This is a genomic window from Acinetobacter sp. CIP 53.82, from assembly GCF_000369465.1.
In the GTDB taxonomy this organism is placed as follows: Bacteria; Pseudomonadota; Gammaproteobacteria; order Pseudomonadales; family Moraxellaceae; genus Acinetobacter; species Acinetobacter indicus.
The window spans coordinates 1165578-1181969 of sequence record NZ_KB850046.1 but is presented as its reverse complement, the minus strand read 5'-3'; the positions used below and the strand labels follow the sequence as shown (position 1 = coordinate 1181969).

Annotated in this window: 11 protein-coding genes; 6 read left to right on the top strand and 5 right to left on the bottom strand. The window is 46.6% G+C overall.

Going from position 1 to position 16392, the window contains the following annotated elements; all coding sequences use genetic code 11:
• Positions 1 to 328 precede the first annotated feature (328 nt).
• Positions 329 to 979 (top strand): response regulator, encoded by a 651-nt coding sequence (locus tag F905_RS11160; protein ID WP_005180757.1) that lies wholly within the window; start codon positions 329 to 331, stop codon positions 977 to 979.
• 65 nt (positions 980 to 1044) lie between these two features.
• Here F905_RS11160 and F905_RS11155 read toward each other — a convergent pair whose 3' ends face one another.
• Both F905_RS11155 and F905_RS11150 read right to left on the bottom strand, forming a co-directional pair.
• Positions 1045 to 1812 carry a hypothetical protein gene (locus tag F905_RS11155; protein ID WP_005180752.1) on the bottom strand — a complete coding sequence of 256 codons (768 nt, stop codon included), beginning with the start codon at positions 1810 to 1812 and terminating at the stop codon, positions 1045 to 1047.
• A 405-nt stretch (positions 1813 to 2217) separates the two neighbouring features.
• Positions 2218 to 5706, bottom strand: coding sequence for a hybrid sensor histidine kinase/response regulator (locus F905_RS11150; protein ID WP_005180746.1), 3489 nt, complete (start codon positions 5704 to 5706; stop codon positions 2218 to 2220).
• A 184-nt stretch (positions 5707 to 5890) separates the two neighbouring features.
• Between F905_RS11150 and F905_RS11145 the strand changes: the two genes are divergently transcribed.
• Together F905_RS11145 and F905_RS11140 are read left to right on the top strand one after the other, a co-directional pair.
• Positions 5891 to 6223 (top strand): DUF485 domain-containing protein, encoded by a 333-nt coding sequence (locus F905_RS11145; RefSeq protein ID WP_005180745.1) that lies wholly within the window; start codon positions 5891 to 5893, stop codon positions 6221 to 6223.
• 1 nt (position 6224) lies between these two features.
• Positions 6225 to 7940 carry a cation acetate symporter gene (locus tag F905_RS11140; protein ID WP_005180743.1) on the top strand — a complete coding sequence of 572 codons (1716 nt, stop codon included), beginning with the start codon at positions 6225 to 6227 and terminating at the stop codon, positions 7938 to 7940.
• A 42-nt stretch (positions 7941 to 7982) separates the two neighbouring features.
• Here the strand turns inward: F905_RS11140 and F905_RS11135 are convergent, their stop codons facing one another.
• Positions 7983 to 8888, bottom strand: coding sequence for a hypothetical protein (locus F905_RS11135; protein ID WP_005180741.1), 906 nt, complete (start codon positions 8886 to 8888; stop codon positions 7983 to 7985).
• Positions 8889 to 8891: 3 nt separating this feature from the next.
• Positions 8892 to 9416, bottom strand: a complete 525-nt coding sequence (locus F905_RS11130) for a DUF697 domain-containing protein (RefSeq protein WP_005180740.1) — start codon at positions 9414 to 9416, stop codon at positions 8892 to 8894.
• 99 nt (positions 9417 to 9515) lie between these two features.
• Here F905_RS11130 and F905_RS11125 point away from each other — a divergent pair, with 99 nt between their 5' ends.
• Both F905_RS11125 and F905_RS11120 read left to right on the top strand, forming a co-directional pair.
• Complete coding sequence (locus F905_RS11125) at positions 9516 to 10196, top strand: ion channel (protein WP_005180739.1); 681 nt, start codon at positions 9516 to 9518, stop codon at positions 10194 to 10196.
• A 172-nt stretch (positions 10197 to 10368) separates the two neighbouring features.
• The gene (locus tag F905_RS11120) at positions 10369 to 12336 is read left to right on the top strand and encodes a BCCT family transporter (protein WP_005180738.1); all 1968 of its coding nucleotides are present in this window, start codon (positions 10369 to 10371) and stop codon (positions 12334 to 12336) included.
• A gap of 65 nt (positions 12337 to 12401) precedes the next feature.
• Here the strand turns inward: F905_RS11120 and omp33-36 are convergent, their stop codons facing one another.
• Positions 12402 to 13280, bottom strand: a complete 879-nt coding sequence (gene omp33-36, locus F905_RS11115; protein ID WP_265596407.1) for a porin Omp33-36 — start codon at positions 13278 to 13280, stop codon at positions 12402 to 12404.
• 1222 nt (positions 13281 to 14502) lie between these two features.
• Here omp33-36 and F905_RS11110 point away from each other — a divergent pair.
• Complete coding sequence (locus F905_RS11110; protein ID WP_005180736.1) at positions 14503 to 16209, top strand: GGDEF domain-containing protein; 1707 nt, start codon at positions 14503 to 14505, stop codon at positions 16207 to 16209.
• Positions 16210 to 16392: the final 183 nt, after the last annotated feature.

Sequence of the window (16392 nt, the reverse complement as noted above, 5' to 3'; positions counted from 1 at the left end):
ATAGTTGAATTACCCTGTAAAATAAGCAAATACAGAAAAGTTATCTGTTTTTCAGATAACTTTAAAATGAGCAATTAATAACTAAATTTAATGAAATAAATAATTGAAATTTATACTTATATGCGACTCAGATAAGCATCTGAATCAGGCTGATAAATGTTATATCAAAATCAGATTTCCTATCTCAGATTTAAGAAAATGTAAGAAAATATGAATAATCGGACAAAAAATCTCGTTTAAGCCAAAAATAGTTCACTCTTGCATATCCTTAACTGCATTTGTATGGGTAGAATAGGAGCCATTGTGCACAAGATCTCTCACGTCACTTATGAATATTTTAATCGTTGATGATCATCCGCTGTTTCGTCATGCTTTAATTCAGGCTGTACGCTATAGCTTACCGCAAGCTCAAATTCATGAAACTGCTGCAGTCAATGAATTCTATGAACGTTTAGAAAAAGGACCTGAACCTGATCTTGTTCTCCTCGATTTAAATTTGCCAGGCGCTTCGGGTTTCTCGGCGCTGGTGCATGTGCGTGCACAATATCCTTCAATTCCGATTATTGTGGTGTCGGCACATGAAGAAGTGTCGATTATCCAGCGTGCCATTGCGCATGGTGCCATGGGTTATATTCCAAAATCTGCCCACCCAAGCCATATTGGCGAAGCGATTCGTCAGGTGCTGGAAGGCGAAATCTGGTTACCGCCAAACCTGCCGGCCAATGTCAATTTTGACCCGCGTGCTGCCGATGAAACTGCACTGGCAGAGCGGATTCAGTCCTTAACGCCGCAGCAGTTCCGTGTGTTGATGATGGTGGCTGAAGGTTTGCTGAATAAACAGATTGCCTATGAACTGGATGTTTCTGAAGCGACCATTAAGGCACACGTGACGGCGATTTTCCGTAAACTGGGCGTACAAAACCGTACCCAGGCGGTATTGGCGATTAATGCGCTGAATATTGAAGAAAAGAAAATCTAAATATTGAAAAATATATAAAAAGGACATCAAATGATGTCCTTTTTGTTTTGCAGATCGGCTAAGGCTTAAGCCAGACAATCCTGTTTCGGTGTGGCATCGGTACAGAACAGCGGATTCAAAGCGCATTGCAATTCATCAATCTGTTCCTGAGTCACATAGTCCTGAGATTTTAAGTAGTCGGCAATACGGTCATCGCGCAGGCTTAAAAATGCCGGATCATAGACGCCTAAATCGACAAATAGCGCGGCAGTTTCCAGACTGTTAAAACGGTCCAAATAGACATCATTGCCATACATCAGGAAGATATGATCTTCATGGGAATGAATATCTACACCTAAACGCTGTGCCAGTTCATGCGGCGGGGTTTTGATAAACAGTAAATCGGACAGTTCATCAAACTGGCTGGTATCGAGTTCGGTTTTATCGGTTTTGACTTTGCCGAGCCAGGCTTTAAATACCAGGACCGCACCACCGCGCAGCAGCATGCTCCAGATCTGGTGACGGGTGGTGGCACCAAGACAGTCACATTCAGTTTCCAGCGAACGCAGCAGTTTCTGTTCCTGTTCAGACAGTTTTTCAAACAGGCCCAGTCCTTGTGGTTTATAGGCTGCCGGACTAAATACATCAAAATGCAGTTCATCAAAGACCTGTAAGGCCAGCGGTACAGCGGTTTGATAAATGGTATTCAGGGCTTCAATATGCGCATGTTCTAATTTGCTGTGCTGAAACAGGGTTTTCCAGTCGATGGCCGGCAACAGGGCATTGGCGCCATACTGACGGTGAAACTGTTGGTTCTGCTCATGACCTTGCTGTACTGCGCTTGAAAGACTCATCAAAAAACTCCTCTAGGCTGGATGATGATCAGCTCCGGACAGGACGTTCAAGGGCTCATCTCCAGACTAAACACTGATCTTTTCTTTTTAATGTCTTTTTTATGCGCGTATTGCTACATATCAGATATACGACTAAAGTCTAATGTGTATTTTTTAATCAAAAAATAATTTTAAAAATCATAAGATTAAAATTTTGTAACCAGGTATACAGCTGTACACTGAGATTTTTGGTAGCCTTTGCCATAGTAAATAATTCAATGGAATTTTCTGCCAATGGCTGTCAGGCAGATAGCGCCTGTTTTGAGCAGTTTTGCCTAGCGGGCTGCAATAAATCGCCATTTTCAGGCCCAAAATACAAAACCTCTTTGTTACCGAAGCCGCAAAGAGGTTTCAAAATATGTCAGCCTAAGCTGAAATTTTCAGACCGGATAACCAGGCTCGCAAGGAGGCCGGTTTCAGCGGTTTTTTCAGCAACACGATATTCAGCTCTTTTAGACGCTGCGGTAATTCCGGATCCGAATCGGCGGTAATTAATGCCACTGGTACATTTTCCTGACGGTTGGCCAGAATAAAGTCCAGACCGACTTTATTGTTATTTAAATGCTGATCGACCAGCCAGACCTGAATATTTTCCTGCTGGATAATCTCCAGGGCCTGTTCCGGTTCGGTGGCTTTAAAGACCTGATAGCCCCATTTGCCCAATAAGGTCGCCATGCCTTCTAAAATGGTTTCATCATTATCCAGACACAGAATTTTATAGGCCTTGGTTTTCAGCGGTACGGCCTGAACCGGTGCAGCCACGGCTTTAGGTGCATCCACCACCGGTACTTCAATCATGAAGCAGGAGCCCTGTCCGAGAGTGGAATAGACATAGACCGGATAATCCAGCAGGCTGGTCATACGCTGCACAATGGCCAGACCGAGGCCCAGACCCTGTTCACCCCACGGCGAGGTATGGCCGCAACGTTCAAATTCCTGGAACAGTTTAATGCGCTGTTCTTCGGCAATGCCGGGACCGGTATCCCAGACCCCGATGCGGATATGCTGCGGACGCTGTGCAGAACGTAATACCCCGACCACGACTTTGCCTTTGGCGGTATAACGCAGTGCATTGCTGACAAAGTTTTGGATAATCCGGCGAATCCATTGCGGATCGGTGTCAATCCAGAACTGGGCATCATGCACGGCAAACTGGATGCCCCGCTGCGCGGCAATGGATTTAAATTGCAGTTCCAGATCACTGAGCAAGTCATGCAGTGGATAAGGCTGACGTTTCGGCTGAATGGTGCCGCCTTCTAAACGGGCAATATCCAGCAGCGCAGACAACATACTTTCAGCGCCATGCAGGGCACGATCCAGCTGCTGCAAGGTTTTGCGGTCATCATCCGACTGGATGCTTTGCTCTAGCGCGGTACTGAACAGACGGGCTGCGTGCATCGGCTGTAATAGGTCATGACTGGCCGCGGCAATAAAGCGGCTCTTGGACATATTGGCTTTATCGGCCTGTTCGCGCGCCAGCTGCTGTTCGGCCAGGGCATCGGCCAATTGCTGGGTACGATCCTGCACGCGTGCTTCAAGGACCGCTTCATTTTCACGGAAGGCGGTAATATCGGCAAAGGTGGTCACGAAGCCACCGCCTTCAATCGGATTACCGCGCATTTGAATCACGCGGCCATCTTTACGGATACGTTCAAACTCATGCGCACTGCCGACTTTCATCCAGTGAATCCGTTTACGCACGTGTTCTTCCACCGAGCCCGGGCCACATTCGCCGCGCTCGGCGTTATAGCGGATCAGGTCGGCAATTGGACAGCCGACATAGACAATATCTTTTGGATAATCAAACAGTTTTAGATATTGATTGTTCCAAGCCACCAGACACATATTTTCATCGACCACGCTCACCCCCTGGGTCATGTGGTCGATCATGGTCATGATCAGATTCTGGTTAAAGCGCTGCCATTGGGAGGCCTGGTCAAGAATATTGGCGACCTGACCCAGTGCCAGACCATTGTTGACCATCGCCGTGGTGAGCAGGGTTCGCGCCGATGCCGCGCCAATGGTGCCGGCCAGGTACTGTTCGGTAAAACGCCACCACATGCCGTTGGCATTGCTGTTTTCATTCAGCACCACATTATTCTGTTCACTGAACTGCCGAAAGGCCTGCATGGTTGGCTCATCGCCGGTAATGCGTTTGGCCAGCGTAATCAGGTCACCGACTTTTAAACGCGCCACATCCTGATGCGAATAGCTGACTTCATTGCTGGTGGTGTGCGATGGCAGCGGCTTGGTTTCATAGTAGAAGAAACTTTCAGCCTGAATCTGTTCAGCCACACTCGGGCGGAATATGCGCGATACCCAGACATACAGCAACAGGTTCAGACCGAGTGACCAGACCACCCCATGTGTCAGCGGCGCAAAAGATTCAAAACCTAACAGCGCTTCCGGACGTAAGCCATTAATACCAAATGGCCCCACAGTTAAATAATACTGGGTAATCGCTGAGAACTGTTCTGGCAGACTGCGTAAAACCGTTGGCCAGAGCAGGGTATAGGCCCACATGATAAAACCGACAATCAGGCCGGCATAAACACCCTGTTTACTGCCGCCGCGCCAGTACAGCCCGCCAATCAGGGCAGGGGAGAACTGCGCTACCGCACTAAAGGCCAGTAAACCGAAGACCGAAAGCTGGTCAATATCATTAAAGAAATGGAAGAACAGGAAGCCAAGCAGCATCACCGCCAGAATACAGATGCGGCGGGTGAATTTCAGCACCAGTGGCAACCGTTTGTCATGACGCGAAATCAGGCCCGAGCGCCACAGCGCCGGCATGATCAGGTCATTACTGAGCATGATCGACAGCGCCACCGAAGATACCAGCAACATCCCGGTTGAAGCCGAAAAACCACCCAGGAAGGCCAGTAAGGTCAGCCATTCCTGATTATAGCTGAGCGGTAAGGACAGCACCGCGACATCCGGAATCATCAGATATTGCGGCGCGGCATGTAAGGCCCAGCTGGCAATTGGAATAATCGCGATGGTGGTTAAAATCAGATAAACGGCAAACCAGCGCCGTGCCCCGCGAATATGTTTTTCATCGCGTAATTCGACCACCGCCACGTGGAACTGGCGTGGCAAGCAGATAATCGCCAGTGCGGCGAGCAGGGTTTGCACCCAGAAAGTTTCCGGTACGCCCAACAGCTGCACTTCATGGAAGGTCTGGGCCACATCATTGCTGATCTGCTTCAGGTTATCGGCCGATTCAAAGACAAAGAAACCGGCCACACAGAGCAGGGCAAACAGCTTGACGAAAGATTCAAACGCCACCGCCAGCATTAAACCGCCGTGCTGTTCGGTGTTGGCAATTTGCCGGGTGCCAAACAGCATCGCCAGAATTGCCAGCAGCGCGGTTAAAAACAGTACACCATTGGTGGTACTTTCGACATGGGTGGTCTGATCCAGAATCACGGCAGCACTTAAGGCAATTGCGCGTAACTGCAGGGCCAGATAGGGAATAATCGCAATGACTGCCAGAATGGTCACCAGCGAGGCCAGGGCACCACTTTTGCCATATCGCGCTGCCACGAAGTCGGCAATCGAGGAAATGGCATGATGCTGCCGGACCCGTCCCAAACGGCGCCAGATGTCATAGCCAACCGCCACGAACAAGAGCGGCCCTAAATAGATCGGTAGGAAGATAATGCCTTCACGCACCGCTGCACCAGTGGCCCCGTAAAAGGTCCAGGATGAACAGTAGACGCCCAAGGTCAGACTGAACAGCAGCATACGACCGCGCGTACTGAGGCGGCTCGCATGTTTTTCACCAAAAAATGCACAAATAAAAAGTAATGCAATATAAAGGGCTAACACCCCGATAATCAGCCAGCTGTTCATAATACCCGCGGTGTATTTATCTCGCGTTATAATACTCTATTCGTGAACGCATCAGTTTGAATTGCTCAAAATTTAACGACCAAAGTCTAAATTACAAGCACCCTACAAACTTGTTAGTTTTCATCATGAATATAATTCAAATTAAAAATTACGCCTAAGGCTGGGTGTTTCAAGGAGTAAAACTATGGATGAGGCTCAAGTAGATCGAATTCTACACAATCCAAAATTCAAAGAAATGGTTGCAAAAAAGCGTAATCTTAGCTGGACGCTTACCGCAATCATGTTAATCGTTTATGTCGGCTTCATGTTGTTAGTTGGCTATAACAAAGAGTTTCTATTATCTTCCATTTCTGGTGGCGTGACGACCTGGGGTATTCCACTGGGTCTGGGCATCATCGTGTTATCTTTCATTTTGTGTGCAGTGTATTCCTATATTGCGAATAACAAGCTGGATCAACTGAATGAAGAAGCAATGCGTGAAGTAGAAGCAATTGCACAACAAAAAGGACAAGACTAAGATGAAATGGACTTCATTGAAGGCGCAAGCTGCTGCAGCTTCAGCGTTGATGATGTCAGGTATGGCTTTTGCCGCACCTGATCTGGGCGCAGCAGAACAACAAGCCACCAACTGGCCTGCAATTATCATGTTCCTGATCTTTGTGGGTGCGACCCTGTTCATTACCAAATGGGCGGCGAAACAAACCACCAATACCAAAGACTTCTATACTGCCGGTGGTGGTATTTCAGGTTTCCAAAACGGTCTGGCTATTGCCGGTGACTATATGTCGGCTGCGTCTTTCCTGGGTATTTCCGCCATGGTGTTTATGTCAGGCTTCGACGGCTTGCTGTACTCACTGGGCTTCATGGTGGGCTGGCCAATCGTATTGTTCCTGATTGCAGAACGTTTACGTAACCTGGGTAAATACAACCTGTCTGACGTAGTTTCCTTCCGTTTATCAGAAAAACCGGTACGTACCCTAGCAGCATTCAGCTCGCTAGTCGTTGTCGCGTTCTATCTGATTGCACAGATGGTGGGTGCAGGTCAGCTGATCAAACTGCTGTTCGGTCTGAACTATAACATCGCGGTTGTGCTGGTTGGCTTATTGATGATGGCTTACGTTATGTTCGGCGGCATGCTGGCAACGACCTGGGTACAGATCATTAAAGCGGTACTGTTACTGTCTGGTGCAACCTTCATGGCCTTCATGGTAATGAAAGGCGTGGGCTTCAGCTTCACCAACATGTTTGAACAATCAATTCAGGTGTTCTCGAAGGTACATGACCTGAGCCTGGCTGATGCAGCCAATATCATGGGTCCAGGTAGCCTGGCATCTAACCCGATTGATGCGATCTCACTGGGTCTGGCATTAATGTTCGGTACTGCAGGTTTGCCACACATCCTGATGCGTTTCTTCACGGTAAAAGATGCCAAAGAAGCACGTAAATCTGTTGTGGTTGCAACCGGCTTTATTGGTTACTTCTACCTGTTAACCTTCATCATTGGTTTCGGTGCGATCCTGTATGTGGCCAACAACCCGCAATTCCTGGATGTCGCGAAAATGGCAGTCACTGGCAAACTTGAGCTGGTGGGTGGTAACAACATGGCAGCGGTACACCTGTCTGATGCAGTCGGTGGCGACCTGTTCATGGGCTTCATTTCAGCGGTTGCATTCGCCACAATTCTTGCGGTGGTTGCCGGTCTGACCCTGTCAGGTGCTTCAGCAATCTCTCACGACTTGTATGCCAACGTATTCAAGAAAGGTCAAACTACACCTGAATCTGAACTGCGCATGTCTAAAATCGCAACTTTAGGCTTAGCAATCTTCGCAATGATCTTGGGTATTCTTTTCGAGAAACAAAACGTTGCGTTCATGGTCGGTTTAGCATTCTCTGTAGCAGCATGTGCAAACTTCCCAGTACTTGTACTATCTATGTTCTGGAAAGGCTTAACGACTCGCGGTGCAGTGATTGGTGGGGTAGCAGGCTTAGTTGCAGCAGTCACCTTGATTGTATTGTCTAAAGCAGTTTGGGTAGATACGCTTCAAATTTCTGACACACCAATCAACCCATTCAATGGTCCTGCGATCTTTGCAATGCCACTTTCATTCTTCTGCTGCTGGTTGTTCTCTATCACTGACAACTCTGCGCAAGCACAAGCTGAACGTAAAGCATTCGATGCACAGTTCGTACGCTCACAAACCGGTATTGGTATCTCAGGTGCATCTGATCACTAAGATGAGCAGATATGCCTAAAAAAAGCCCCGCAAGGGGCTTTTTTATGGCTGCGGTTTTTGCTTGCTGGCCCAGTAGGCCTGTAGTTTGCGATATAGCGCTGATTCTTTTTCAAACCAGGTTGCTTTGGCATTCAGTAACAGCTTGGCGACCAGGTAGGCACCCGTGACCTGACCGACCACCGGTAGACCCAACAGCAGACCAATAAAGGCAATTTTACTGACCTTGATGCCAGATACTTTGGCCACCATCCATTTAAATTCTGACCAGCTGATTTCCTGCTGCTGATAGCGCCGGAACAGTTCATAAATCGCCAGTGAAACACTGGCCACGGAGATGGCCGGAAAGTAGTCCCAGAAATGTTCATCATTCGGGTCTTTGGCGGTGACAATTACATCAATCGCATCTTCCACGCTCTGGGTCAGCTCTTTGGGGCTGAGACCAGAACTTTCCAGACCCAACTGTGCCGCGATTTCTTCAGTGGCAAGCAACATTTCTTCAGGAGGGGCAGCAATCCAGTCTTTGCCGGTGCCAGTACCTTCGATGGCTTTTAGTTGCAGTTGCCAGCTTTCGCCGCTGTGCTGATCGGCCAGAAGCACATCAAAATCGGTATGGTCGTGCTGGTTCAGATACGCGGCATACAGACTGTCGCCATCTTCATGGTCCAGCCGTACAAACTCCATATCATGCAACATGCCTTTAACCGTCGATACCAGCCCGACAATCTGCTGCTCATCAAAACCCTGTAAATAAGCCTGAATATCTTCCAGAGGGGCGTTTGCCAGTTCAGCATGACTGCGTCTTAATGCGGCCAGTACCGCCTGATCCGCTTCAGTCAGTTGCGGCCTGTGTTCGTTCCAGGCCAGTTTGGCCAATACGGTGGTGATGGCCAGCGCATCAAAATTTTTACGGAGATAGTGAATCGGTGAGGGTGAGGACGATCGGGTCATGGCTTAATCCTCTGGCTGTTGCAGCTGCTCTGCCTGAGCCTGTCCCTGCTTTTTACCTTGCTGGAACGCCTGTTTCCATACCGCTTTAATGCGTTCCTCACTGAGCTTTTCATTGCGGGCTTTATGAGAAAAATACAAATCGGCCACTTTCATAATCGCAAAAGTCAGGCCGTAGACCAGCGGAATGGTCAGCAGGCCGCCAAAGCCAAAGGTCACGGTTTTCCAGACCCCCAGTGCAATCTGCTGCGCGGCGATGCCCAAACCCACCAGCCCGATCAGTTCCTTGACCCAGTCCAGCGCTTCATTGTCGGTCAGTTTAATACCGTGAATGGCAGCAATCCGGCTGGCAAAGTAGCCTTGTAAGGGTGTCAGAATCAGAATATCGGCAAAAGGCAGGGGCTGAATGGCGACACCGGCACAGGTGGCACAGGCCAGATGGGTGATTTTGGCAATTTTTTTATCCTGAGAAAGGTCATCCCGGAATTCAATCTGGGTGATTTCTTGACGTACTTTTTCTGTAATTTTCATACAAAGGAGTGATCTGTCTGCGCTTTTAAGCATGCTATGGTAATCAGAACAAAAAAGAAAGTGATGTCCGCATTACACCAAGATACCCAGGATGTGCCCATGCAAGCATTCATTGATTTATGGAAAGGATTCCGGCTGTTGCCTTCGGCCTGGCTGCTGTTAATGCAGTTTTTTATTCTCGTGTTGTCGCTGCTCAGTCATCATGCCACCTATCGCGTGCTGATCTGGATGCTGGGTGTGGTGGTATTGCTGTTAATTGCCAAAGTCATTCGCCAGACCCCGATGTTTACTTTTTTAGGGCTGAGCTTTGTTACGGGCGCCTTGTTTTTTTCCCTGCTGATTGTACTGGGGGTTAACAACCCGACCGTGCTGGTGATTAGCCATGCCTTTGAAGCCGCGGCCTATTTAAGTGCGGCCTATGGTTTGCTGCGTTATATGTTTGAAGACCGTTATCTAACCCGCGATGAACTGTTTGCCGCCGGCGCAGTATTCACCTTAATTGCCTGGGCGTTTGCCTTTGTTTACAATATTTGCCAGATACTGGATCCTTCCAGTTTTTATCATCCGACCCAACCAGATTTACAAAGCTGGCTGGATCTACTGTTTCTGAGTTTCAGTTTGCAGTCTGCCACCGGCCTGTCTGACCTGATGCCGATTGGTCCGGCAGTACGGGTGATTGCCATGCTGCAAATGTTTTGCGGGGTGATGTATCTGGCCTTAATTGTTTCCCGGCTGATTGCCCTGCAATACATTCGTCATTTGCCCAGAAATAAAGATTAATCATCGGCTTGGGCTATTGTGTTACAGCAGTTCAATAGTGTTTCTGCTGCGAGAGGACTAAGCTGTGCGCGAGTTTAAGCTCACGACACTCATCTTTTGTTCACCTTTGCGGTGAATGCTGCCCGGACCTAAAGCGTCTGTCTATCATCTTTAAAAATAAAATGGGGGAGTTATGCCTTCCGAAAAATTGCCCTGGTGGGGCAATATCAATCCGAATGTATTTATCAGTACGGTCGCGGTTATTGCGATTTTTCTGGCGGTGGTGCTGCTGGCGCCCAATAGTTTTGAACTGCTGACCCAGCGCATGAACCAGTGGATTACTGATTCTTTTAGCTGGTTCTATGTACTGTCAGTGGCGGTATTCCTGATTCTGCTGATTTATATTGCACTGTCCGATATGGGCAAAATCAAGCTCGGTCCGGACCATAGCCAGCCGGAATATCATCAGGGTTCCTGGTTTGCGATGCTGTTTACTGCTGGGATGGGCATTGGCCTGATGTTCTTTGGCGTGGCTGAACCGGTGATGCACTATGTCTCGCCACCGGTCGGTGAGCCGGCCACCATCCAGGCAGCACAGCAGGCGATGCGCATTTCTTTTTTCCACTGGGGCATTCATGCCTGGGCCATTTATGCGCTGGTCGGGCTGGCACTGGCTTATTTTGCTTACCGGCACAATCTGCCGCTAAAAGTCCGTTCGGCCCTGTATCCGCTGATTGGCTCAAAAATTTACGGCCCGCTCGGAGATGGGATTGATACCTTTGCCACGCTCGGCACTGTCTTCGGAATTGCCACCACTTTAGGTTTTGGTGTGACTCAGATCAATTCGGGGCTGAATTATTTATTCGGGATTGAACAAAGTGCCAGTACCCAGATGATCCTGATTATTGTGGTCAGCAGCATGGCGTCTTTATCGGTGTTTTTTGGTCTGGACAAAGGTATTAAACGGCTGTCAGAGCTGAATCTGGTGCTGGCGGTGGTGCTGCTGTTATTTGTATTTATAACGGGGCCGAGTATCTATTTACTACAAACCACCATTCAGAATATTGGTCAGTATGCCTCGAATCTGTTTCATATGACCTTCAATTTATATGCCTATCAACCGAGTGGCTGGATTGGGGGCTGGACCATCATGTACTGGGCCTGGTGGATCTCCTGGTCGCCATTTGTGGGACTGTTTATTGCCCGGGTATCCAAAGGACGCAGTATCCGTGAATTTATTGTGGGGGTAATGCTGATTCCGACTGGTTTTACCCTGGTCTGGATGGGTTTTATGGGCAATGCCGCGCTGTATAGCATTTTGCATGAAGCGAATCTGCAATTGATGACCGCAGTACAGCAGGACTCCTCGGTGGCCCTGTTTGAGTTTTTAAGTAATCTGCCTTTTGCCTCCATCATGAGTCTGCTGGCGACCCTGCTGGTGATGCTGTTTTTTGTTACTTCGGCAGATTCAGGTGCGCTGGTCACAGATTTTCTCACTGCAAAAACGGAACATTCTCCGGTCTGGCAACGGCTGTTCTGGACCGTATTGATGGCGGTGCTGGCGATTATCCTGCTATTGGCCGGTGGCCTGAGTGCGCTCCAGTCGGCCACCATTATGAGTGCCTTGCCATTTACCCTCATTCTGCTGCTGATGTGCTGGGGCCTGCTCAAAGCCCTACGGCTAGATGTCACCAAAATGAATGCCTTGCAGGAAGCACGGATTACGCCGCGCGCCATTCATAATCCACGCAGCTGGCAACAGCGTCTGGGGCTGATCATGCATTATCCGCATAGCCAGGCTGAGGTAGAACAGTATATTCAGATTCAGGTACAGCAGGCTTTCGAGAATATTCAGAAGGAGTTTCAAAAGCGGCATCTGACTGTGTCGATTGATTCGCTGGAAGATGGCCTGCGTTTAAAGGTCGATCATCAGCATGAGATTAACTTTATTTATCAGGTGGTGTCCCGTGAAACTGTGCCGCCGAGCTTTATGCCAGAAGTCACGGCCGATGCGCCGTTTTATCAGGCTGAGGTATTTTTAAGAGAGGGCGGGCAGAACTACGATGTGATGGACTGGACCCAGGAAGATTTACTACAGGATATTCTGGATCAATATGAACGGCATTTATATTTCCTGAGTATTGTGCGTAGTCCGGAATAATCATTTCTTTCAAACAAAAAAAGACGCTCATAGAGCGTCTTTTTTACATCAGTTTCTAAATCAGATTAGAAACGGAATTTAGCATTTAAGCCAACAGTTTGAGTGTCACGCACGTCACCTTCAGCATTAGCATTTACATAGCTTGCGCCAACTGCAACTGCTGGAGTGATGAAGTAATTTACGTTTGCACCCCAAGCTTTATCGTTAGCGATATCAGCGCTAGTTTCAGCATAAGAAGCACCTACGCTAAGAGCAGGTGTTAAGTAAAGATCAGTTTTTAATGCATAAGCAGTGCTTTCACCGTAAACAAGGCCAGTTTCAAAACCGATCGCCATGTTTGTACCATCAATTGCACCCACGTATTTAGTACGTGCAGTAATAGCGTCTTGGTCATCTGCGATTGTTTCAGATTCTAAAGCAGCTTTAGCAACACCATTAGAAAGGATGTTAAAAGCATCATAAGAAACTTGATCTGCAACGCTGGTATAACCTACAGCAACCAGGAAGTTTGGCGCTACTAATGCACCAAGTTCTAAAGCATAGCGATCGCCTTGATCATCAGTTGCTAAAGCATTTTTGCTGTCATTAATTGTATGGCTATAAGATGCGCTTGCATAAGCTGGAACGAATTTTGTTGGAATGTAAGCTTCTGCTTTAGCACCATAAGTATGAGAAACAATATCTAAACCATTTTCATCATATTCACCGTAGTTATACGCTAAAGAGAAGTTTGATGCTTGGTTTAAAAACGCAGCTTCAGCTAAAGGACCTTTAGTTGAATCAACATTTTTGAAGTAGTAAGTACCTTGAACTGCACCAGTGAAGTTTTGCTCATTTACAGTGTTGTCGATGAATTCCGATTGACCTTGAACTTCGAATTGGTACGCTTGAGCACCGGTCATGGCTAATAATAAAGCTGTGGCTAAACCGAGTTTTTTCATGATAGTTACCAGTTTTGTTAAAAATGGATTAAACAATAGGCATTGTATTGTAACAATTTATTAAGTCAATGAAGACAAAGGAGATTATTTAGTTGAGTAATTGCTCTAAAATGTGCATGGGCGAAAAAGTAGTCAATTGATAAATCTGTTGTCAACCTAAAAAGTGTATAAAGAACAAGCGGCTAAATCTCATTTGCGAAAGAAAAGTGTTTGCTGCCTCACTTTTCTTTATAGTTAATATGAATTGATTCAATATAAATTATCTATAAAAGCAATCTAATAAAAATGTGAAAAGCAGCGCATAAAGCTTAAAAAATGAAACTTAAGACCAGGATTATGTAGCTGAAATTGATAACGCTTTACTTTTTTTCTACGTTTTCTGGTTTTTATAGGTCTAAATTCGCTGACTATTAATACTGGTTAAACTAAAAGTAGACTATTTTAATAGGCTTTACAAAAAGTGTGATGAGTATCATAATGGCTAGATAAAGTTATACCGTTTGGTCGGCTTTATCGAAATTGTGATTTCGGTCATGATTTTTCTTGATGCAGGACTAGAGGTTAGAGGAACTGCACTGAGATTCTCCACAAAGTTTTACTTTTTATATGCCCAGCTTTCCCCAAGGCTGGGTTTTTTTTATGCCTGAATCCTGTAGTCAGGATTAAAAACCGCTTAAGTATAAATTTATTGTGCACTATATTGGTGCAATATTTCTTGAATTAAAAAGCGCTATTGAATATATGACCATAAAAAAATCCCGGTTTTCAACGAAAACCGGGATTTTTTAGCCAAAATTTGCGGGAAAATTTAAAATTCTGCTGAGGAATATCTAAAGTCGCCCCAATGCGGTGCATTATGCACTTATTTGATGCAGCTGTAAAATGTTTTCTTTAATTTTTTATACAATTTTTAAAACCTTATTTTTTATTATATAAATCATTGGCTTATATTTAATTTTTAAGATAATGCAATCTCGGTTGCCCTTCAAAAAAAATAGAAACTTACTCTAATTTCGTCGGTTTTTATTCAATTTAATCAATAAATTTGTTAACCTTGTCACAATTTTTTAGTTATCTTGCTGATTTATTCGACTTATAGTTGAATGAACGCTACCGCTGTCCTGTTATTTTTTCCTCAGCAGTGTGGTCATCCGCTTCAGGTCGTTGCTCTGCCTTTGTTGATTCAATACGTTCAGTTCATGCTCATGGTAGTGAGGTTATAAACATGTCCCATCGCTTGCATTCAGAGAATACTAAGCAGCGTCTGTTTATTTCTATGCTCATTATCATCCTGTCGATTCTGTTTATTTCGGTTCCGGTGACGCTGAAGAGTTATCGCTCTTATCAGCAGTCCGATGTGGTGCTGACCGAAATTTCAGTCTTACGTCATGTGGCCGATCTGGCCAATGAGATTTCACGCGAACGTGGTCCGGCCAATAAGGTCATGTCCAGTACTCCAGATGAACTCAGTGCCAACCTGAAAGAGCTGACCCTGTTTCGAGAGCGGGTCGATCTGCAGATTGAACACACCATGCAATTGTTAAATAGCGCCGGTTTTGCTGCACAGGCCAATGCCTTGACCACCGATTTAAAACCGGCTTTGGCAAAAGGACGTGCTGCGGTGGATGCCTATGCTGCACAACCCTATGCCCAGCGCAGTTCAGCACAGCTGGATCAGGCCATTCAGGCCATGTTTCGTGCCTGGGATGAAGTCTATGAGGTGCTGAAGCATGTCATGATGCAGTCGGAAGGCAAAAAGACCATGCTGTCGGAGTCCTATAGTCTGATTCTGGTACTGGCCGATTTACGTGATCAGGCCGGACGTCTGGCCTCGACGATTATGGCGGCCGTGACTTTTAAAGAACCAATTCCTGAACAGAACCTGGCTTATTCCTTACAGAGCCAGCGGCAATCTTATTATTTATGGGATCTGGTCAACTCGATTCAGCCTGAACAGTACAAAACGCCTGAATACCTGGGACTGCATCAACAGGTTAAACAAAAATATCTGGATCAGGGGGTTCCTATTGTCAGCCAGCTGATTGAAGAAAGTCTGCATGCGCGCCCGTATTCATTAAGCGGAATTGAATTGACTCTGAAGATTGTCGATAAATTTACGACAGTGGTGAATCTGCAGAAATATCTGCTGGATTATAGTGTCTGGCTGGCCCAGCAGGAGCGCCATGCTGCCTGGCAGCAGTTTATCCTGACGCTGTCGGTGTCGATTATTTCCTTGCTGGCAGCGCTGTTTACCATGGTCTATGCGCGTTTTAAGGTATTTAAACCTTTAATTGAAGCGCGAGATCTGATTTTAGAGCTATCTGAAGCCCAGCCGCAGACGGCCACAGTTCCAGATTCCTCACCCACCTCTTTATTTGCTGCACTCAGGCAGTTGCAGGCACGCTTGGCTGAACGGGATTTGCTGGAATTCCAGCTACGTAATATGGCGAATACCGATACCCTGACCGGAGTCTCCAATCGTCTGGCGCTAGAAGAATATATTCAATATCTGAATCAGAATCCGGACAAGCTCCATCAAACCGGTTTAATTATTATTGATATTGATGACTTTAAAGAGGTCAATGATCAGTATGGGCATATTGTCGGTGACCGGGTGATTCAGGGAATTGCCGAAGTGTTAAAACACAGTGTGCGTTCATCTGACCTGATTGTGCGTTATGGGGGCGATGAATTCCTGATTCTGATTGAGCAGATTGATCTGGACGGGGCCTTGAGTATTGCCGAGAAATTACGTCAGGAAATTAGCCAGAATGTTCTGACCCTGCCGGGACTGGACACGCCATTAAATATTTCTGTCAGTGCCGGGGTCGCCGCAGATGCAGGCAGCTGGATGGAGCTGTTTGGCCGGGCAGACCAGTCCTTATTTAAGGCCAAAGAGAAGGGGCGGAATAGGGTGGAAAGTATGCTCTAAACCGTAAATTAAAATAGAAAAATATTTTAAATATATATCTTGATATTTTTCAGGTGAATCTAATAACAAAGAAAAGGGCTCCTCAGAGCATTGCTGTCCCACAATTTTTCACAAGAGGAAGCTCATTTGAGCTTCCTCTTGTTTTATGGGTATTTTATCGGGTGAAAATAAAGCTTTTAAAGT